The sequence below is a fragment of the Streptomyces sp. NPDC002911 genome (genome assembly GCF_053591835.1).
This window is the reverse complement of the sequence record NZ_JBSFUO010000003.1, coordinates 99,226-118,177: the sequence shown is the minus strand read 5'-3', so window position 1 is coordinate 118,177 and position 18,952 is coordinate 99,226. Positions and strand designations below refer to the sequence as shown.

The window sequence follows — 18,952 nt, the reverse complement described above, 5'->3', positions numbered from 1 at the left end:
GACCCGGAGGACGCAGTGAAAAGCAGCGCACCGATCCGCAAGGCCGCCCTCGTCGTGACCAGTGCCGTCGCACTGGTCATCGCCTCCGCAAGCAGCGCGCTCGCCGCCCCGCCGGCCGCGCTGCCCGCGAACGCGGACGCAATGGAGCAGGCCTTCCAGCCGGCATACGACTACGACACGGACGGCTGCTATCCCACGCCGGCGATCGGTACGGACGGAACCATCGCCCCCGGCCTCAACACCACCGGTGCGGTCAACGGCAGTTGCCGTGATGCCGTGGATCTGGACAACACCAACGGCTATGCCCGTTCCACGTGCAACAACGGGTGGTGCGCGGTCATGTACGGGCTCTACTTCGAGAAGGACCAGGCAGTGGCCGGCAGTGGGCTAGGCGGGCACCGGCACGACTGGGAGCACGTAGTGGTGTGGGTCCAGAACAACGAGGCCCGCTATGTGTCCACCTCTGCCCACGGAAACTTCGACATCTACGCCAGCGACCAGATCCGATGGGACGGAACCCATCCCAAGATCGTTTATCACAAGGACGGGGCCAGCACGCACTGCTTCCGTCCCGCGAATTCCAACGACGAGCCGCCGGAGAACCACTACCACGAGTGGCGGTTCCCCAGCCTTGTCGGCTGGAACGGATACCCGGCCGGCCTGAGGGACAAGCTGGTCCAGGCGAACTTCGGCAGCGCGACCTTCGGCCTCAAGGACGGCAATTTCGCCGCCCATCTGAAGAAGGCACTCCCGGCCGGAATCCCCTTCGATCCCAACGCCTGACGTTCGGGGACGGGGCGGGCGGGTGGAAGTCCTCGCCCGTCCCGTCGACATCAGCGGGCGGACAGCTCCGAAGGCGCCTCCTGGACCATCCATCCGTTGCCGTCGGGATCGGTGAAGGACATGAACGAATTCCAGGTGTCGCCCTTGCCCTCCTCCCAGCCCGTCGCTCCCACATGGCGGATCGGGGAAACACCGGCGCCCCGGCCCACCAACTCCTCGCGTGCCGCCTCGATGTCCGTCACACAGATCTGGAGGCCCTGCAGTGTGCCGGGCGCCATCGGCTTCTCTCCGGGAAAGGCCGGCATACCCTGGAGCAGGGCGATCGAACACCGCGAGCCCGGCGGCGTCATTTGGATGATGCGTACACCGGGTGCGACCTCATCGTCCAGATCCAGCTTGAAGCCCGCCTTCTCGGTGTAGAACGCCTTGGCCCGGTCCACGTCGGTGACGGGGACCGGGATGACCTCGAGTGTCCAGTTCATGGAGCCTCCTCAGCAGAGCCAGTGCGCCTGGCCGAGCGGATCGTTTTCGGCGGAGCCGGGACAGGGGGGCGCCGCGGCGGACGGAGAGCGCACCCGCAGGGGCCTTCGGACGACCCGTCTCCTACGTCGCTGCCTGGGAGCTGTCCCGGAAGCCACCCCAGCCGTGCCAGCGGTCGATCTCCATCCAGGCGTTGACCCGGGCGCGGTCACGGTCCGCGTACGGCTGGCCGAGGTACTGCTGGGACAGCCGGTCGATACCGACCAGACCCTCGTCGTCGCTCACCTCGACGACACGTCCGATCAAGGTCACATGGGTGTACCAGTCGGAGTCGTCGATCACGGTCAGGGTGACACGGGGGTCCCGGCGGACGTGGTCGAGGCGTTTGCGGCCCTCGTCCATGTTGACCAGTACCCGTCCGTCGTCCCAGAGGTACCAGGTGGCCGTCGATACCGGCTGGCCGTCCGAACGAAGGGTCGCGATCACAGCCGGGTTGGGCTTGCCCAGCATGGCTACCGCGGCGTCGGGAAGCGGCGGCTTCGACATGTTTTCTCCTCTGTCTCGTGCTGCACCCTCCCTGTGACGGTGAACCACACCGGATGATTCAGCGGGCGCGTCTCCACGCTGCCATACGCCGGGTGCGGTTTCCGGTACCGCCCCACGGCTGCGCGTCCGCGGCGATAAGCCGTGCAGGTGCGGGGGATTGTCGGTGGTGACTGTGATGCTGGGGGCATGGATGAACTGATGAGGCGCCGCGTTTATGGCGCCGACCACGACGACCCCGATCCGGGGCCCCGGCCCGGGCATGTCTACGTGGAGCTGGTGGGCGGCCCGCTGGACGGGCTGCTGCTGGACGTGACCGGCTGGCCCGAGGATCGCCTCGCCGTAGGCGCCGCACTAGGCACGGAGCTCGGGAAATTCGGTGCGGGAGGACGCGCCGTGTACGGGCCCGTAGCAGCCGACCCGAAGCGCTGGGCCTGGGAGGCGGACAGCCCCTGAGCTGTCCACCTCCCCGCTCGGAGGTGGGTCACCGGGGTGCCGTACCCCGCCGACTCCGTACGCAGCGCGGCGATGACGTGATGATCGGTGCCAACCCAGGTGGCACCGGCCATCCGTTGACCGCGCCCGCGGCTACTTGACCTCGCAGTGCCTCTCGTCGACGCCAACCCGCGTGCGGACTTCTGGGTGGTTCGGTGGCCAGTCGCATTCGGTTCGCCATGGAGGCGGTCTCCGCGACGGTGCAGGCTATCGGAGGGGCAAGGACCGGTATACGCCTGTCCCGGGCGGCGGGTTCCGGGGCGTCGAGGAGACCGATGCCCCTGAGCTCCACGGTGCGCTGCTGACCGAGCCGGCGCGGCTGGAGGCGGCCGACGTACATCTCGAGGCCACGGCCGACGAGGACGTGATGCTGGGTCTGCGGCAAGCGTGGCCCCCCTGATCATGAGTCCGGTGTTCCCCATGGGGCCCGAGCAGACCGGCCGGGCCGATGCGGACCACTGGCTAGGCCCCGGAGTGAACCTGGTCGGATTCGGCCGCGCGTTCACCGCCAACCCCGATCTCGTGAAGCGGCTGCGTTCGCAGCTGCCGATCGCCCGGTCGACGAAGCCACGGATCTACCAGGGAGGTGACGCCGGGTACCAGACCTACCCGGCCTACCAGTACTCGGCCTGATGTCGTTCACCGGACCGGTCCCGAGACGGGCGGGTGATGTGGCGGTACGAATCGACGTGTGGGCGCCACGAGCCGTCGGGCACCTCGGCGGAGTGCGGAAAGGTGGCGGCCTCCCCGGCTCTGTATCGGTACTTTCGCCGGTGTTCCGGCCTGCATGGTGACGCCCCGGAAGACCGGACCTAGCGTGCTCGACCGAGAGTATTCCGAATCCGGGAGGTGCACAGTGATGAGCCACTTGATGCGTCGTGCCGTCGGCGCCGCAACGGGCCTGCTCGCGCTTGCGTTACTCGCTCCGACCACAGCAGCGGGTGCGGATACGAGGACCAGGGCGGCGGGCGGGACAGGGCCTTACCCCGCAGGCTACGAAACCGTCGCCGGACTGCCGGACCACACTGTCTACCGGCCCGACACCCTTCCATCCGACGAGAAGCTGCCCATTGTGGCCTGGGGCAACGGGGCGTGCCGTGCGGACGGCACCTGGTTCGAGAACATTCTGACCGAGTTCGCCTCGCACGGTTTCCTCGTCATCGCCAGCGGCGTTCCCGGGGGGTCCGGCCAGACGTCGTCGGAGATGCTCATCGAAGCGGTCGACTGGGCCACAGAGGAGAACAGCGACCCGAACAGCGCATTCAGGGGCAGGATCGACACGTCCGAGATCGCGGTCATGGGCCAGTCGTGCGGCGGACTGGAAACCATGGAGGTGGCCGACGACCCGCGCATCGACACGACGGTGATGTGGAACAGCGGCCTGCTGAGCAGGCTCGACAAATGGATCAAATTACCCCGTCTCCACGCACCGGTGGCGTACTTCATCGGTGGGCCGGACGACATCGCGTACGAGAACGCCGCGGATGACTGGGACCGGCTCCCCGCCGGGCTGCCGGCCTTCTCCGGCAACCTGGACGTCGGGCACTACGGCACCTACGCCGAGCCGGACGGTGGCGAGTTCGGGCGGGTCGGAGTGAACTGGCTGAAGTGGCAGCTCAAGGGCGACGCCGCTGCCCGGACCGAGTTCGTGGGACAGGACTGCGGGATGTGCTCCAGCGAATGGGACGTTCTGCAGAAGAACCTGTCCTGATCCACTACTCCGGTACGGCGACGGCCGCAGCAGGAGCCCTGGCCCTGCTGCGGCTGACGAGTGTGCGCAACGGCACTGAGCCCTGGCTCTGATGGACCGGGCGTGCGAGGCGGGCCGCTGACGGGTGGATGCGCCCGTTGGAACACGGCTACACCAACCCGCACCGTCGGCGACGGGTCGATCGTGGAGAAGACGCACGAAGGACCCGATGCGGAACTCAGACGCACGCACGAGCCCACCGTTCTGGCTCGGCTGCACTGCTTCTCAACCGGTAAGTGGTCGGGTACACCAAGCGTCCGCAGAGGGTGTCGATCCGAGTCATCTCCCAGTCGGTCCGCTCCGCCCCGGCACGCAGATGTCGCAGGTGACACCATGCTGGAGGCCGCTGACAGGCCCCGCCCTGCTGCGGGTTCGTGGGGGAGTTGTCCGCAGAGCACGACGATGCTGATCCTGAAGGTGCGGGCCGGGCCCGCTGCGGGACCGAGGCCGAGCGGCCGCACAGTGGGCACCGGTCCGGCATGAGCGCGACTCCTACAGTTCGTCGGCGAATGCCCCGGCCAGCGCACGCCATTCGGCCCGCGGCAGGCCGCCACCGCCCTCGTCGGCGGTGAGGATCTGGAGCGCCACGTGGTCGGCGCCGGCGTCGAAGTACTCCCGGGTCCGGGCCTTCACCCGCTCCGCGTCTCCCAGGGCGAAGAGAGCGTCGAGAAGCCGGATGCTGCCGCCGCCGTCGAAGTCGCTCTCCACGAACCCGAGACGCAGCAGATTGGCCGTGTAGTTGGGGAGTTGGAGGTACATCGACAACATGTTCCGTGCGGTGGTGCGGGCCCGGTCGGCGTCGGTGTCGAGGACCACCGACAGTTCTGGGGCGAGCAGCGCGTGGGGGCCGAGCGCCGTACGCGCCTCCGCGGTGTGTTCTGCGGTGACAAGGTAGGGGTGTGCGCCCAGCGCCCGGCAGGTGGCGAGTTTCAGCATCTTCGGGCCGAGCGCGGCGAGGACACGGCTTCCGGAGCCTACCGACGGGGTCGCGGCGTCGAGGGCGTCGAGATAGGTGACCATCGCGCTGTACGGCTTTGCGTACTGCGGCACCATCGGGCCGTGGCTGACGCCCAGGCCGAGCACGAACCGCCCGCGCTCGCCTGCGTCGATCGTTGCGATCCGCGCCGCCACCTCCTCGGCGGTGTGGTCCCAGATGCTCAGGATGCCGGTGGCCACGGTGACCGTGCGGGTGGCGGTGACGACCGCCGCTGCGTCCTCGACCGAGGGATTGCCCCCGATCCAGAGCGTGCCGTACCCCAGCTCTTCGAGCTCTGCGGCCGCTTCCGCGATCGCTTTTCTGCCGGCGTCGTCCGTTCGCGACCCGTGCAGGGCGCTGCTCCAGATGCCGACCCGTCCGAATGTCTTGCGCGTCTCAGAAGTCATGGTGAGATCAACATCGATCCCCCGTACCCGCTATTCCCGGCTGGACGCAGGTTCATTCGAATGGAGCCGGAGGCGTCGTCATCCTGGAACCGGGCCCGAAGCGGGAGAGGTCGTGGCGCCACCGGAAGGCAGCGTCGAGGTTGTGCCCGGCGCGCCACGACAAGCTCTGTTTCGCATACGTTCATGAGGTCCTTACTGTGGGTCTTCGTGCGAGCCGAATCCTCAGGATTGGCTTCGCTGGGTCCAGTCCGACGCGAACAGACGAGGCACTCATGTCCCTGAGGCACGCAGTCGCAGGCCTGGCCCTTCTCCCCGCACTCGCTGTTCCGGCGACTGCGCAGGCGGCTGTGGCCCCCCACGAGCACGAGCTGGTTCACAGGCCGGCGTTCGACCTGCAGGCCCACCGCGGGGGCCTCGGCCTGACCACGGAGGGGTCACTCGAGGGCTTCGGCAAGGCGATACGCCTGGGTGTCAGCACTCTGGAGCTGGATACCCAGGTCACCAAGGACCGGAAAGTAGTCGTGACACACGACCGGCAGGTCAGTGCCCAGAAGTGCGAGGACACCGGTCCGCTGACGTCGGGGGACCCGATGTACCCGTACGTCGGCAAGTACGTCAAGGACCTGACACTCGCCCAGATCAAGAGTATGAACTGCGGACATCAGCAGCTGCCCGGATTCCCTGAACAGGAGCAGATCAAGGGCTTCCGCGTGGTTGAACTGAGGGACGTGCTCGACCTGGTGAAGAGCTACAAAGCCAAGCGCGTTCGGCTGAACATCGAAACGAAGGTGGAGGCCGGAGCGCCCGAGCAGACCGCGCCGCGCAAGCTGTTCGTCCGTCGAGTCTTTGAGGAGATCCGCCGTTCCGGCATTCAGGAGCAGGTGTCCGTCCAGTCCTTCGACTGGGGGGCGCTGAAGGAGATGCACAAGCTCGCACCTGCCTATCCTCTGGTGGCTCTCACGAACTACGACTTCCTCCAGGTGGGGAAGCCCGGAGCCTCTCCCTGGCTCGGCGGGATCGACGCCGATGACTACGACGGAGACTTCGTGCAGGCTGCGACCTCCGTCCCCGGGGTGACCGCGCTTTCCCCGAACTACGGATTCCCGCAGAACGGCACGATCGAGGATCCCGCCTTCCGGTTCTACCCCGACAGGAAGATGATCCACGATGCCCACCGGCGCGGGCTGAAGGTCATTCCCTGGACCTGCGACGACCCGGCCACCATCGAGGCGCTCGTGGACATGGGCGTCGACGGGATCATCACCGATTACCCCGACCGCGTGCGGGACATCATGGCCGCCCGTGGAATGCGGCTGCCCACGGCGTACCCGGCGCCACGTCACTGACGAACGGGGCGCCGTCGCCACGAGGAAGATCCTTCGGCTGAGTCCCCAAGGAGTACTTCGCTGAGAGGCGACCCGTCCGCCGTACCCGCGCCCCTCACAGCCCTGGCCGGCGGCGCGTCGGCAGCACTCCGGCGAGCGGCACCATTAGGAGGCCTTGAGGGGCAGCCGGCACGTAAGACGGTGCACCGGCCCGCCGCAGGACCCGCCGCGCGCCACGAGGCCGTCGCCGTCCGATTCCGGGGTCGGCTCGCTCCCGGGGCCTGACAAGCAGAACCGCATGGCGACGGACGCTGCGAAGTGCGATCGCCGCCGCGGCCATGAATCCCCTGCCGACGGCGCCGATGCATCAGATGGCATGGACGGAACTGATGATGGAGCGTTGGTAGCGACGCGGCACGCGCAGCCCATGCGCGTTCTGCGAGACATCGGCCGCAGCCGACGAGGGCGGCGGTGACCGCCCGCGCGGCCGCGAGTCCGGCAGCCTTGCTGGGCGGCGGCCGCAACGAGACGGAAATCAGCCGGGCTGTGCCCAGGTGGGCCTGCAGTTTTGCAGCTTTCAGCTACTCGGCCGGGGTGTCAACTCCGTCGCCCTTCACGGCCGAGACGGGGCTGTAGTAGACGGAGCGACCCTGCTTGGAACGCTCCAGCAGTCCATGCGCGACCCCTTGCTCAAGGGTGTTACGCACCACGGTGACCTGGGTCGTGCGCTGAGGGTGGGCCTCGGTCAGGGCGGCGGCCACCTCGGCGGCGGACTTCGGTTCCCTCTGGTCCGCGAGATACCCGGTGACCAGCTCACGCCACGTCGGCTCGCCGGCCTCCTTGGGTGCCGCGGTTCCGGCAGTTGTGGTGCGCTGCTCGGCGCGAACCCGAGCCTTCGGCCCGTCGCCTCCCTTCTGGGATGCCGTCTTCCCCTTGGCGCGGCGTGCGGCGGGCACGGACGCCGCCTTACGGCCCTTGCCCTTGCCCGTAGCCGGCTTTCCGTCACCGCCCAGCACCTCTTGCATCTTGACCAGGATCTGCTCACCCTCCTCCAGGCGGATGAGCTCGTCCTGCAGTCGGGTCAGCTCGGTACGCGCCCGGTCCTGCTCGCTTCGATTTGCCGCAAGATCATCTGTGATGCGCTGGGCATAGTCCGCGCTGATGGTGGAAGTGAGAGTGTTTTCGGACATCAGTCCTCGTCTTTCGTTGTGTCTCAAAACGTGTATGGCGGCTGATGCTACCGACATCAACGAAGGTATCGCTCCAGTGGTTACCGATGCGCCATGGGCGCGAGCATCGTCCTGTGCCCGGTTCCTGAGGGCCCGGGGGCGTCGTTTCCGGGTGCGCAAGGTCCAACAGCGCAGTGATCCGGCGCTGTTGGCGCGAAGTAGTGCATACGAGACCATGACCAGAAGGCGGGGGAGCGAGTCGTTCCTCTGCTGAACACGCGGCCGTAAAGGCTTTCCGCCGTCAGTAATCCGGCGCCCGGCATCCGCAGTTCACGCTCAGGACGTGCCGTCGGAGTGAGCCGAGACCATCGGACGCACACATAGCGTCGTTGCTCTCTGGTGGGGGGCGGTTTCGCCATGTAGCGTCACTGCCAGATGTCGTGGTTCGCGTACCAGCCCGCGCTTCGGTGCGGGCGTTTTGCTGTGCCGGTACGGACCATGGCGTCTCCGGGGCCGCGCGGTGCGGATCCGGATATCAACGGGAAGGCACGAGCATGGCCAGCGGAACCGTCAAGTGGTTCAACGCCGAAAAGGGTTTCGGCTTCATCCAGCAGGACGGCGGCGGGCCGGATGTCTTCGCGCATTACTCCGCCATCAACGCCACCGGCTTCCGGGAGCTCCAGGAAGGCCAGGCCGTCACCTTCGACGTGACGCAGGGTCAGAAGGGCCCGCAGGCGGAGAACATCACGACCGCCTGATCCTGTAGGTCGAGATCGCCCAGGCCCTCGGGGAGCACGTGTCCGAGGGCCTGGAGACCGGCATCAACCGGTGCACATCGTGTGCGTGAGCCTGCCAGGCCGACGGCGGCGCGCGCTCGGGCCGATCACAACCGTGTACCACTTCGCCACCTGCCCGAGAGGGTGCTCCGCGCTCAGGCCGGGTATGTGCTCGGTGCGTAGGTCCGGAGCCGGGTCCGTTCGGCCGAACGCCAATGCGGCGACCTGCCGGACTTCCGGACCAGCCCTGCCCATCGAGGAGGCAGCAAGTGGAACCAGACGAGGAAGTGGGTACCGGAGACCACCAGGCGCAGGTGATCGTGGTGGGCGCGGGGCCGGCAGGTTCGGCTGCGGCGCTGCACCTGGCCAGGGCCGGCGTGGACGTACTGCTGCTCGAGAAGGGCACCTTCCCCCGGGACAAAGTGTGCGGGGACGGCCTCACCCCGAGGGGAGTGCAGCAGTTGGTGCGTATGGGTGTCGACATCGACGCTCCGGGCTGGATGCGCACCAAGGGCATGAGGTGGGTGTGCGGAGGCCGGCAGGTACACATCGACTGGCCCAGCTCGGGCAGCCATCCGGACTTCGGCCTCACTCGCTCCCGGCACGACTTCGACGACATCCTGGCTCGGCACGCAGTGGCCGCGGGAGCGCGATTGTGCCTGGAGACGAAGGCGACGGGCCCCCTGACCGACCGCGCCGGTCGCATCATCGGCGTGAGCACCGTCGCGGGAGCCGACAAGCGGCCGAGGAACTATCACGCCCCTGTGGTCATTGCCGCCGACGGTGCCTCCGCCCGAACCGCCCTGGCCATGGGGCTTGAGCGGGATCCGGGCAAGCCGATGGCCACAGCGGCTCGCCGTTACTACCGGAGCGAGACCCGCACCCACGATCCCTACCTGGAGCTCTGGGCCGACCTGCGCTGTTCCCGAACCGGCCGTGATCTGCCTGGGTACGGATGGATCTTTCCGCTCGGTGACGGCCGAGTGAATGTCGGTCTGGGCGCCCTGCCGCACCGCGGTCACGGCACGGTCGATCTGCGCGCCACCATGGACCGGTGGCTGACGCGGATGCCTCCGCACTGGGGTCTGCGGGAGGAGAACGCGGACTCGCCGCTGCGCAGCGCCGCGCTGCCCATGGGTTTCAACCGCACACCGCAGTACCGTCGAGGTCTGCTTCTGGTCGGCGACAGCGCCGGCATGGTCAGTCCATGGAGTGGTGAAGGCATCGTCCAGGCCATGGAGGCGGGTGAGGTCGCCGCCGAGACCGTCGCTCTCGCTCTGCACCGTCCGAGCGGCCCCGGGCGCGAGCAGGCTCTGCATCAGTACGTGAGCGCAGTGAGCCTCCGCTGGGGGCGGTACTACCGGCTAGGCAACACCATCGCCGAGCTGGTGTTCGCCCGTTACGGTTATCGCCCGCTCCTCAACCGCCGTGTCATGGCCTCGCCCACCTTGGTGCGCACCCTCGCCCGGCTGCTGACGCACGGAACCGACGCGCCCTCCGACGACCTGATCGACAGCGTCGTCCGCGGCGTCGTACGGATGGTTCCCGCACCGAGCCGGCGCGCGCGAGCCCTCAATGCGCTGCGTAGGTAATCCTGCAGCACGTAACCCTTACGGCAACCTGATCCGGTCTGTCTCACAGGCGCACAGCCACTCGGCTCCACCCCGGCCGCGGTGCGCCCCGAGCGGAGGAGAGTTCGGTGGCGGGCCTGATGTGGCCGGTCGACGAACCGTGGCCGGTGTGCACGACACCACACCGCCAGGGCAAGGGGCACCTCCTCTCCGATGTGTGGCTGCGCTGGCGGATCGGAGAGGACGCCCGTGCGCAGGGGCACACCGAGGACGAACAGAGCGGGGGCAGCATCGCCGCGAGGACGGAACCCGGCAAACTGCGGGCCTTCTGGGAGAGATGGGGCGACGGGACCAGAGCGACTCGCGCCGGCTACACATCTGCCGCCGAATTAGCGGACGGCCTCGGAGCACGCCCGACCGGATGGTGGCGGACAAGACATCGCACGCGGATAAGCGTCAAGCCGCCGCTGTAGTCAGATGCCGTCCATCCCGGCGCGCCGCGACCAGATCGCCAACCGTGTTGCCGCGGCGAGAAGGGTGGTCGGCCTCCGGTGTTCGATGCGCGGGCCTACTGGAGCCGTTAGGCCTTGCCTGATCGGCTGATGTGCCGCGAGCAGAGCCCCGGCGCGCGGACGAGCAGCCGCACCGGTGTGCCACGGTGGTCACCGAGGTGTTCTCGGCCAGAAGAACCAGAGCCTTGTACAGGCGCAGGCTGGAGGCGCGTATCGGTGGGGGCCGGCAGGTGTATCGGCTGCTGTGGCGACGCCGCAAGCTGGTCCAGCAGCAGGGCCCGCAGGCGCTGACGCTCCGGTCTGTCGCCATCATCGGGTGTGCCGGTGTGGGCGAGGAACGTGCTCGGGTGGATACGGATGAACGTGCGTGCAAGGCGGCGCGTCGTGGCTGAGGCGAGGTGGGTCTTGGGTAACGCTCCAAGCAGCCCTTCACGAGTGGGCTGGCATCGGGAGGTAGAGGCACGTGCTTGTCCTTGGACGCTCACAGGTCGAGGCGCTCCTCGACATCGACGATCTGATCGAAGCCTTGGCGCAGGCGATGGCGGACCTCAGCGCGGGTCTTGCCTCCGCGCCGAATCGTATCGCCGCACTGGTACCCGAGCGGGAGGCCTTCCTCGCGGCCATGCCGGGCTATGCGCCGTCGGCCGGGGCGTTGATGAGTAAACTGGTCTCTCTCTTCCCGCGCAACGCCGGGACATCGCTGCCGACCCACCAGGCCCTCATCGTCGTGTTCGATCCCCACAGTGGCGAGCCGACGGCGTTGCTTGACGGTACGGCCATCACGGCGATGCGTACCGCAGCTTGTTCGGCGCTGTCCGCGCGGTTGCTGGCCCGCGAGGACGCGACAGTGCTGGCGGTCCTGGGCACCGGTGTGCAGGCCCGCTCCCACGCCCACACGATGTGCAGGGTCCGCCCGATCCGGCAGATTCGGGTGGCCGGTCGGGATCCGGCGAAGGCCGCCGTCCTGGCCGGAGAACTGTCGGGCGAGGTGAAGGCCGAGGTCCGGGCAGTGTCCACCTACGCCGAGGCACTGAACGGCGCGGACCTCGTCGCCGCGGCCACCCACGCGCTCGAACCCGTCGTCCGCCGCCCCTGGCTGACACCCGGGGTGCACGTCACCTCGGTCGGGCTCAACCCCGTCGGTCGTGAGATCGACGACGCCACAGTCGCCGAGGCGCTGGTATGCGTCGAATCGCGACAGGCCGCACTGTCGGCCTTCCCTGCGAGCAATGATCTGTTGACGCCTATCCAACACGGCCTCATCACTGCCGACCACATCCACGCCGAACTGGGCGAAATCATCGCGGGCAACAGACCTGGCCGTACCTCGCCGGACCAGATCACCCTCTACAAATCAGTCGGCGTGGCAGTACAGGACGCCATCGCCGCAGCGCTGGTCGTCACCGCCGCCCGCGAACACTCCATCGGCGAAGACATCACGCTGCGATGACTCAGGCGCCCCGGCACGGACAACCTCATATTCAGGGATCCCTGCGCCAATCCTCAGCGCAGCAAGCAGCCGGTTGAGGTCGGGTAGGTTCTCCAGGAGACCTACGGTGCGACGACAAGCTGTCGGTGGCCCACGCTTCTGGCTGCGTGGGCGGGCCCAGTACAGGTCGTCCGCCGACATGCTCGACTGGGCTCAGAAGAACCTTCCCGGGGCACTGGGGGCTGAAAAACTCGGGGCAACCGCTGCACCGGCTCCAGAGCGCCGAGGATCAGGAGGAAATCGTCGGGCAATCTGCGGAACAAGTAAGTTCACCGAAGACCCGGCCATCACCGACGACAGCTGCGACGAATTCCCCTTCACCGGCACCTACGAAAGCGGACGCATAACGGCGTCACTCACGGCAACCAATGCGCACAGGTGACGTCCGTCCGTAAGAGCAACACCGGAGACCCTGCCCCTCGATTGGCAGACCGTCACACCCACCCGCACCGTGACCGGCACCGAGAAATGCGTACGAGGCCTTATCCCCGGGCCGCTCAACTCTGACGTGGGCAGCGGTTACGGAGCCTTCGTCGAGGTGGCGCGGCTGGCCGACAGTGACGGCTTCTGGCTGAGGGTCACGTCCTGACGCGCAGGTAAGGTCCGCTGCCCGCCGTTCAGATCAGCTGCACCGGAACGATCACGGTCGGCAGCGGCCCAGCGACCGGCCCCGGCTCCACCCCGAGGCCGAACTCGTCCTCCACCGCGTCCAGGGCTGCGAGCGCGTCGTCGAAATCCTCCTCCGTCTCGTCCTCCTGAAAGAACCCAGCCCGCTCCAGAGCCCCGTTGAGACGGTCGGGGCCCGAGCCGCTCGCCGGCTCGAACATCCACGTGCTGCAGGTCGCGACAACTTCGCCGTCACGGACCTGGGTCACATGTGTGGTCGAACCGATCAGTGACCACACACTGACCGCTCAGTCCCTGCGGACAGACGCTTGAGCACCGGCCGCTCGTAAGATACGCCGGTCTGCCCGTTCACATCGAACAGATACACCCACTCGGCCGGGCTGGAGTAGAGGCGCACTGCCCAGGCATCCAGCCCCAAATATTCAACCGTGTTGTCCATCCGGTACTCGGGCAGGCTCTCCTCGTGATCGACGCCAAGCCGACTGTGTACATCCTCCCCCGTCAGCCCGTGGACCGCTGTCACATAGAATTCCTCACTGTTCAACACCTTCGACAAGCTGCCCACAGAAGAATTCATTTCCTTGCGCGTCTTCTGACCGAGTCGGCTACGACACTCGCACTAACCATCGCCGACATGAGACCGACTACATAGGTGCGGGTGACAGGATGTACAGGGCGCGAACGTCCGCGCCCTGCTCACACTCCTGGGCCACCGCGATCAGTTTCGACGAGCTCCAGTGCAGCTGCATGTTTCTGTGGGTGAAGTAGCCGTGACGGACCCGGCGGCCGCCGTCGGGGCGATCAGCGGCCTCAGGACCGAGCACGGCGTCCCGCACCGCGTCGCCTGTCACGGCTTGGGTGTGAGCGAGTCCGCACCCACGGCCGGCGGTGGGCACGCCCTTGCCAGGGCCTTCACACCATCGGCCGGTAGGCGGTCAGTGTGACGGAGAGCGTGACCTCGCACGGCGCCGACAGTTGCTGGATCTTCTCGTCGTCCTCCCGCACTGTGCGGTGCCAGGCGTTGGGCCCCATGCTGACCAGCTGGGCCAGCGCCTGATGGTCGAGCGCCATGGTCCGCGTCAGCTGCTCGGTCGCGACGGGCGAGAAGTGCGGGGCGAGTTGCTCGGCGATGCGGCACTCCTTGCGCTCGTCCACCTTCAGCAGGCCGAGCGCACCGATCAGCTCCCGCAGGTGGTCGGGCAGGGGCGTGACGACCAGCAGGACACCGCCGGGCTGGAGAATGCGATGCAATTCAGGACCGTTACGGGGAGCGAACGCGTTTATCGCCACGGCGGCCGCACCGTCCAGCAGCGGCAAGGTCTGCCAGGCATCGGCGACAGCGGCACCGATCCGCGGATGCGCCTTTGCGGCACGCCGCGCGGCGAACTTGGAAATGTCCAGCGACACACCATCGGCGTCGGGGAGAGCATCCATGACCTGCGCTTGATAATGGCCGGTACCGCCACCAATTTCCAGCACGCAGCCGGGTACGGAAGGACCGACTGTCCGCCGTGCCAGTTCGGCCAGCGCCTTCATGGTCGGCGTGTAGTGCCCCGCCGACAGGAATGCGTCCCGGGCATCCACCATTTCTTTTGTATCGGCACTGAGCTTCGTCGCCCCCGGAAGCAGGTTTACGTAACCTTGCTTCGCGATATCGAAGCTGTGCCCGACAGAACAGAGCAGTACGCGGTCGCCATGGGTCAGCGGCCCACCGCAGTGGGGGCAACCGAGGTATCGCACGACTCTGTTCAGCATGGGGCACCGTTCTCTCGGAGGGCGTCGGTGGGCCGGCCAACCCTATCGCGGGGGATCCGGCGGCCACGTATGCGCCGGTGCGCCGCCATAGGTAAATATAAATCGCGGTAACGGAAATGCATTCTGCGGAGTTCCTCCCGTCAGGCCGCCGCCCGGCGGCCATGGCCTACCGCGACACCGTCATGGCGGAGAACACTCTGTGGTGGCACCGCCGCATCGGCCACCGGCTGGTGATCGGCGGGCACAACAGCCACCTGTACACCAGCAGTTCCACCCCCGACCTCCCCCTTACTCAGGGCGGGGTGCTGCGGGAACGACTGGGCGAGGGCACTCTCTGGACCGGGTGAGTCACCGCAACTGGTACCTCGACCCGCGCAGCACACCACCCGCCGCACGCACGTGGCTGGACACCCCCCGGCCCAAACGGGAGATCGGCACGGACTTCCCTCCGCCCGGCGACCAGGTCAACCTGCTGAGATCGGCGGACCTGGTGGTGCACCTGCATCAGATCCGGCCGAGCCGAAGGCTCGACCGGGACGCAGCCGGACAGAGGCCCCACTCGCCCGGCATGTCCGCCGACCCACTGCCCACCCTGGAAAAGGCCGCCCGCCCCCTGCGCACCGTGGAGCCCACCAGCCCGTTCGACGACCTGCGCCCCTGGGAAGGACGGTGGGCGACGCCCAACTGGTCGGCATCGGACAGGCCGCCCACGGCGGCCACGACTTCCTCGCCCTCCGGCATCGGGCGTTCCAGTACCTGACAGCGGAGGAGGGTTTCCGCTCCTTCGTCCTCGCAGCACCCTGGAGTGCCGGCTCCGCCTGGACGACTACTTGTTCACCGGTCGCGGGGTCGCCGCCCGCCTGGGGTGGCGGACAGTTGCCGACACTGGACGGGGCCGGCCGAGAGCTGGCCACTGGCGGCTACGGAGGAACCTCGCCGGGTCATGATCACCGAGCCGACCTGCACGGCCGGCTGCTGCGGTGCCCTGTACGTCGCCATGCGCCGGGAGGGCGATTGGGTGATCTGGGACGACTGGGAAAACACCAGCAACATTACTGCCGTGCCGCCGGGCTTCCGCTTCGATGTCGCCCAGTACGAGGCTGAACTCGCACGGGCCGCAGCGGACCGCAGCTGGGAAGAGCCGGTGGACACCATTGCCCGGCTTCTCATACAAACCCTTTCGGACAGCGGCTGGTTCGAACGCTGGGGCTGCGTCCTCAGGAACGTCTCGCCGCGACGCGAGGAGCCTGATCTTCCCAAGGAGATCACAAGCCCCCGAGGGCGTTGATGTCGAGTTCTACCAGGTCTGGGGCCCGGGCGAGCGTACAGTTTTTTGCGGGAATGAGTTGTTCGTCGAGCGTGGCCCATCCGTAGAAGTACAGGTACGGCGACTCGCGACCCACATCCTGGCGGGCGATCCGCGGAAGACTGCTGAGGGCCGTGTGCAGGAGCGCGCGTCATGAGCATTGTGATCCTTGAGTGGGTTTTTGTTGCCTGATGGGTGGGCTGCCTGCGGAATTTACTGGTGCGCGGCCTCTGGTCTGCCGCTCTGGTGAAGTGTGTGCACGTAACCCGTACCCGAGCGACTTATCGGACGAGCAGTGATCGTTGACCACGCGGTGATCACCGCGTGGAAGGGCCTGCGCCGCTCTGTCAGCGGCCATCAGAGCGCCTACGAGATGCGGGAGATCGTAAACTCGATCCTCTATCAGGGGCGGACCGGCTGTCAGTGGGCCCATCTCCCGCATGACTTCGGCAGAAGTGCGCGACGTACCACTACTTCGTGGCCTGGCGGACGACGGGACCGACCAGGTCATCCACGAATCACTGCGCTGCCAGGTGAGGGAGGGGGCCCGCCGGTTAGAGAACCCGACCCTGGTGGTGCGGGACTCTGGCGATGTGCCTGTTCTCGAGGCAGAGCTACGAGGAGGTCGCCCGGGCGCCGGCCGTGGCCGGCCGAGCCGATGCCGTCCTGACCGGGAGAGCCTGAGAGCGGCTGGGGCCAGGCGGTCAGCGGCTTCGTGCCGCGATCCGGGTGGCCACCATGGAAAGAGGCACGGCGCCGGCCCAGCTGTACATCGCCGCGGTGGGCGAGACGCGCGCGATCCCCACAGAGAGCAGGAACACGACAGCCTGAGCAGGCAGCGGGACGCGGCGCCAGGGCGCGCCGGCGGAGCGGCCGGTGCGCAGCTCCATCGCGTACAGCACCAGGGCGGTCGTGCCGATGACGGCCCCATACAGAGCGGGACCGATGAACTGGTCGCCGTAGTCCACCAGAACCTTGGTGGGAAACGGAATCGACGACATAAGCAACAGGAACGTCACGTTGAGCCAGAACAGGTACGTGTCGATCGGCCCCGCGTGCCGCAGCGCCGCGTGGTGGGCTCGCCAGAACAACGCGATGACCACCGCACTCAGGAGGAAGGCGCCCGCCCGGGACTGAACTCCATCCAGTGCCCGATACAGCTCCGCCCCGCGCAGCCCCTCGGGCAGCTTGATGTCCAGCACGAGCAACGTCATGGCGATGGCCACCACGCCGTCAGTCAGAGCGAGCATCCTGTCTTTCGATACAAGATCCAGCTCAGGTTGGACGAAAGGCCGCCCCTCAAGCTTGCTCATGGGAACCTTTCGTAGCACCCGCCCTCCGCAGGCGGAGCCAATCAGGCACGTGTCGTCCACTCTTCGTCCGATGGCTGAGGCATCCTCCTCCGGTGGCAGCAAACGCGCAGCGCCTAGGATCGACCAGTCCAAGAGCGTGCAAGGGCGTGGGGCCTTGACTCGCTGTCCAGGCAGGCGTCGCGACCAGGGGGCAGGGAGCGGGGCGCGGGCATGGTCGAGGAGCAGTCCAGCTCCTTTTCGGATGAGGGCGCAGTTCCGTTCTTGACTCCGCCCGATGGGTGGAGTGGTCCAGATCAAAAAAGTCCTGGACCCAGAGCCACGTGCCTCTCCAGTAGCCGCAGCGACCACCGGGCATGGCCCTGGGGCGGCTGTGAGCACGCCATCGCGATCAGCCGGGCTTCGACCTCACCGGTCACCGGTGAGGGCACCGGCGGCAGGTCGCGCTTCTTCCGCGCAATCGTGGCGTGAACATCGCCACCGCTCCCGGCGAAACGCTTGGGAACCAGCCGAAATGTCTCCCCGTGCACGCTGAGCCGAGCCGCGATCACCTCCTGGGATCCACCTCACCCGCCGAGGTGTCCAGCGCAAGCAGCACCCGCGCACACATGATCACCGAGACCCCGCGAACACCCGTCGCGGTCACCCGGACCAGCTCCTCGCGATCCTGCGCGGTCAACGTGACCGACCGCTTCAGTCGGGTCTGGAAGACCCGTCACGCGCCCACATCCGGAACTGGTCGTAGATCGTCGACCAGAAGCCGCAGCTTGCCGGCACGTCTCGTCGGGGGCAGCCTGTCCTGAACCTTCCACATCACGGCTGCGTTGGAGTGATTGCGCAGGTCAGGGATCGGCCCGGACACCCCCAGCGGAAGGTGCGGCTCGATCAACTCCCATGCACCATCGGTCAGGTCACCACGCGTCGTACGACCGTGCGACCAGCCGAAGCACCCGAGCAAAGGATGAACGCCCTGATCATGAAGTTGACTTAGAACAGGCCGGGACGACTGGCCGTGGCCGGCCATGCCCCGCGGCCCAACAGATCGAGAACGAGTGCGGCGATATTCCACGCGTCGTCCATGCCGCTGTGATGGCGTCCCTCGAGCGGCAGTCCGGCGATCTGCAGGGCATGGTCCATGCCGGGTTTCTTGCGCAACCCGTAGGCCGCGGTGAATACGGCCTTGGCGTTGGAGTGGGTGCGCTCCGTGGGATGACCGAAGGGGTAGGCCACCCCGTCGGCCTGACTCTGCCGAACGAATTGCCGACGGTCGTACTCGCCCCAGCTCGCCCAGGGGCGCTTCCCGGCCTCGTACTCGGCAACGAGGATCCGGCATGCCTCGGCAAAGGTGACGCCCCGTTGCACCTCAACCTGCGTCAGTCCGGTCAGTTCGGTGCAGAAGTCGCTCACCTCCGACCGGGCAGGACGGACCACGACACGATGCCGGGATACGCGGCGCCGTGCCGACACGTCCACCACAGTGAGACCAATCTCGATGATCTCGTTCACAGAGCCGGGCGGCGGCTGTCCATCCCAGCAGGTCGCTTCCACATCGATGACGTTCAGCAGGGCGGATTCGTGGCGCATGGGCCCAGGGTAGGAATGCGCGCCCGGTTCCGGCACCCCAATGTCTGTATGTCCACGCCGTCGACAGCCGTCACCGCCAACAGCAAAGTTACGG

22 protein-coding genes and 4 pseudogenes are annotated in these 18,952 nt (G+C 67.4%); 14 read left to right on the top strand and 12 right to left on the bottom strand.

Going from position 1 to position 18,952, the window contains the following annotated elements:
* Positions 1-15 precede the first annotated feature (15 nt).
* A complete protein-coding gene (locus tag ACWD04_RS05820; protein ID WP_451128508.1) occupies positions 16-783 on the top strand; it encodes an NPP1 family protein in 768 nt (255 codons plus the stop codon).
* A 50-nt stretch (positions 784-833) separates the two neighbouring features.
* Here the strand turns inward: ACWD04_RS05820 and ACWD04_RS05815 are convergent, their stop codons facing one another.
* On the bottom strand, positions 834-1,265 hold the full coding sequence (locus ACWD04_RS05815; protein ID WP_451128506.1) for a VOC family protein: 432 nt from the start codon (positions 1,263-1,265) through the stop codon (positions 834-836).
* A 121-nt stretch (positions 1,266-1,386) separates the two neighbouring features.
* Positions 1,387-1,809: a PPOX class F420-dependent oxidoreductase gene (locus ACWD04_RS05810; protein WP_451128504.1), complete on the bottom strand. Its 423-nt coding sequence runs from the start codon at positions 1,807-1,809 to the stop codon at positions 1,387-1,389.
* A gap of 186 nt (positions 1,810-1,995) precedes the next feature.
* Here ACWD04_RS05810 and ACWD04_RS05805 point away from each other — a divergent pair, with 186 nt between their 5' ends.
* The 4 genes and pseudogenes from ACWD04_RS05805 to ACWD04_RS05790 all read left to right on the top strand — a co-directional run bounded on the left by ACWD04_RS05805 (position 1,996) and on the right by ACWD04_RS05790 (position 4,104).
* Entirely contained in the window at positions 1,996-2,262 is a 267-nt protein-coding gene (locus ACWD04_RS05805; protein ID WP_451128502.1) for a hypothetical protein, read from the top strand.
* Between the two features lie 124 nt (positions 2,263-2,386).
* A pseudogene (locus tag ACWD04_RS05800) lies at positions 2,387-2,934 on the top strand (oxidoreductase); the annotation flags it as partial.
* Between the two features lie 226 nt (positions 2,935-3,160).
* The gene (locus ACWD04_RS05795) at positions 3,161-4,012 is read left to right on the top strand and encodes a poly(ethylene terephthalate) hydrolase family protein (RefSeq protein ID WP_451128500.1); all 852 of its coding nucleotides are present in this window, start codon (positions 3,161-3,163) and stop codon (positions 4,010-4,012) included.
* Positions 3,982-4,104 (top strand): hypothetical protein, encoded by a 123-nt coding sequence (locus ACWD04_RS05790; RefSeq protein ID WP_451128498.1) that lies wholly within the window; start codon positions 3,982-3,984, stop codon positions 4,102-4,104. The genes ACWD04_RS05795 and ACWD04_RS05790 overlap by 31 nt, the downstream gene beginning before the upstream one ends.
* A 439-nt stretch (positions 4,105-4,543) precedes the next feature.
* Here ACWD04_RS05790 and ACWD04_RS05785 read toward each other — a convergent pair whose 3' ends face one another.
* Positions 4,544-5,434 (bottom strand): TIGR03620 family F420-dependent LLM class oxidoreductase, encoded by an 891-nt coding sequence (locus ACWD04_RS05785; protein WP_451128496.1) that lies wholly within the window; start codon positions 5,432-5,434, stop codon positions 4,544-4,546.
* A gap of 272 nt (positions 5,435-5,706) precedes the next feature.
* On the opposite strand from ACWD04_RS05785, the gene ACWD04_RS05780 reads away from it, so the two are divergent.
* A complete protein-coding gene (locus ACWD04_RS05780; RefSeq protein ID WP_451128494.1) occupies positions 5,707-6,780 on the top strand; it encodes a glycerophosphodiester phosphodiesterase family protein in 1,074 nt (357 codons plus the stop codon).
* A 560-nt stretch (positions 6,781-7,340) separates the two neighbouring features.
* Here the strand turns inward: ACWD04_RS05780 and ACWD04_RS05775 are convergent.
* Positions 7,341-7,949: a hypothetical protein gene (locus ACWD04_RS05775; RefSeq protein ID WP_451128492.1), complete on the bottom strand. Its 609-nt coding sequence runs from the start codon at positions 7,947-7,949 to the stop codon at positions 7,341-7,343.
* A 533-nt stretch (positions 7,950-8,482) separates the two neighbouring features.
* On the opposite strand from ACWD04_RS05775, the gene ACWD04_RS05770 reads away from it, so the two are divergent.
* Both ACWD04_RS05770 and ACWD04_RS05765 read left to right on the top strand, forming a co-directional pair.
* A complete protein-coding gene (locus tag ACWD04_RS05770; protein WP_014158060.1) occupies positions 8,483-8,686 on the top strand; it encodes a cold-shock protein in 204 nt (67 codons plus the stop codon).
* 287 nt (positions 8,687-8,973) lie between these two features.
* Positions 8,974-10,296: a geranylgeranyl reductase family protein gene (locus ACWD04_RS05765; protein WP_451128490.1), complete on the top strand. Its 1,323-nt coding sequence runs from the start codon at positions 8,974-8,976 to the stop codon at positions 10,294-10,296.
* Positions 10,297-10,731: 435 nt separating this feature from the next.
* Here the strand turns inward: ACWD04_RS05765 and ACWD04_RS05760 are convergent.
* A pseudogene (locus ACWD04_RS05760) lies at positions 10,732-11,122 on the bottom strand (hypothetical protein); the annotation flags it as partial.
* A gap of 128 nt (positions 11,123-11,250) precedes the next feature.
* Between ACWD04_RS05760 and ACWD04_RS05755 the strand changes: the two are divergent.
* On the top strand, positions 11,251-12,237 hold the full coding sequence (locus ACWD04_RS05755; protein WP_451128488.1) for an ornithine cyclodeaminase family protein: 987 nt from the start codon (positions 11,251-11,253) through the stop codon (positions 12,235-12,237).
* A gap of 490 nt (positions 12,238-12,727) precedes the next feature.
* On the top strand, positions 12,728-12,865 hold the full coding sequence (locus ACWD04_RS05750; RefSeq protein WP_451128486.1) for a hypothetical protein: 138 nt from the start codon (positions 12,728-12,730) through the stop codon (positions 12,863-12,865).
* Positions 12,866-12,893: 28 nt separating this feature from the next.
* Here the strand turns inward: ACWD04_RS05750 and ACWD04_RS05745 are convergent, their stop codons facing one another.
* The 4 genes from ACWD04_RS05745 to ACWD04_RS05730 all read right to left on the bottom strand — a co-directional run bounded on the left by ACWD04_RS05745 (position 12,894) and on the right by ACWD04_RS05730 (position 14,658).
* The gene (locus ACWD04_RS05745) at positions 12,894-13,103 is read right to left on the bottom strand and encodes a hypothetical protein (RefSeq protein ID WP_451128484.1); all 210 of its coding nucleotides are present in this window, start codon (positions 13,101-13,103) and stop codon (positions 12,894-12,896) included.
* Positions 13,104-13,168: 65 nt separating this feature from the next.
* Positions 13,169-13,480 (bottom strand): hypothetical protein, encoded by a 312-nt coding sequence (locus ACWD04_RS05740; RefSeq protein ID WP_451128482.1) that lies wholly within the window; start codon positions 13,478-13,480, stop codon positions 13,169-13,171.
* Between the two features lie 67 nt (positions 13,481-13,547).
* The gene (locus ACWD04_RS05735; RefSeq protein WP_451128480.1) at positions 13,548-13,754 is read right to left on the bottom strand and encodes a hypothetical protein; all 207 of its coding nucleotides are present in this window, start codon (positions 13,752-13,754) and stop codon (positions 13,548-13,550) included.
* Between the two features lie 61 nt (positions 13,755-13,815).
* On the bottom strand, positions 13,816-14,658 hold the full coding sequence (locus ACWD04_RS05730) for a putative RNA methyltransferase (RefSeq protein ID WP_451128478.1): 843 nt from the start codon (positions 14,656-14,658) through the stop codon (positions 13,816-13,818).
* 116 nt (positions 14,659-14,774) lie between these two features.
* Here ACWD04_RS05730 and ACWD04_RS05725 point away from each other — a divergent pair, with 116 nt between their 5' ends.
* From ACWD04_RS05725 to ACWD04_RS05710, 4 genes and pseudogenes are all read left to right on the top strand, one after another.
* Positions 14,775-15,005 (top strand): erythromycin esterase family protein, encoded by a 231-nt coding sequence (locus tag ACWD04_RS05725; protein WP_451128476.1) that lies wholly within the window; start codon positions 14,775-14,777, stop codon positions 15,003-15,005.
* Positions 15,002-15,418: a hypothetical protein gene (locus tag ACWD04_RS05720; RefSeq protein ID WP_451128474.1), complete on the top strand. Its 417-nt coding sequence runs from the start codon at positions 15,002-15,004 to the stop codon at positions 15,416-15,418. Before ACWD04_RS05725 ends, ACWD04_RS05720 begins: the two co-directional genes overlap by 4 nt.
* Positions 15,419-15,514: 96 nt before the next feature.
* Positions 15,515-16,121 (top strand): annotated as a pseudogene (locus ACWD04_RS05715) (hypothetical protein); the annotation flags it as partial.
* 216 nt (positions 16,122-16,337) lie between these two features.
* The gene (locus ACWD04_RS05710) at positions 16,338-16,634 is read left to right on the top strand and encodes a transposase (protein WP_451129214.1); all 297 of its coding nucleotides are present in this window, start codon (positions 16,338-16,340) and stop codon (positions 16,632-16,634) included.
* A gap of 34 nt (positions 16,635-16,668) precedes the next feature.
* On the opposite strand, the gene ACWD04_RS05705 is transcribed toward ACWD04_RS05710, so the two are convergent.
* The 3 genes and pseudogenes from ACWD04_RS05705 to ACWD04_RS05695 form a co-directional block, all read right to left on the bottom strand.
* Entirely contained in the window at positions 16,669-17,277 is a 609-nt protein-coding gene (locus ACWD04_RS05705; RefSeq protein WP_451128472.1) for a TMEM175 family protein, read from the bottom strand.
* 690 nt (positions 17,278-17,967) lie between these two features.
* Positions 17,968-18,069: pseudogene (locus tag ACWD04_RS05700) on the bottom strand (hypothetical protein); the annotation flags it as partial.
* A gap of 192 nt (positions 18,070-18,261) precedes the next feature.
* The gene (locus tag ACWD04_RS05695; protein ID WP_451128470.1) at positions 18,262-18,858 is read right to left on the bottom strand and encodes an exonuclease domain-containing protein; all 597 of its coding nucleotides are present in this window, start codon (positions 18,856-18,858) and stop codon (positions 18,262-18,264) included.
* Positions 18,859-18,952 lie beyond the last annotated feature (94 nt).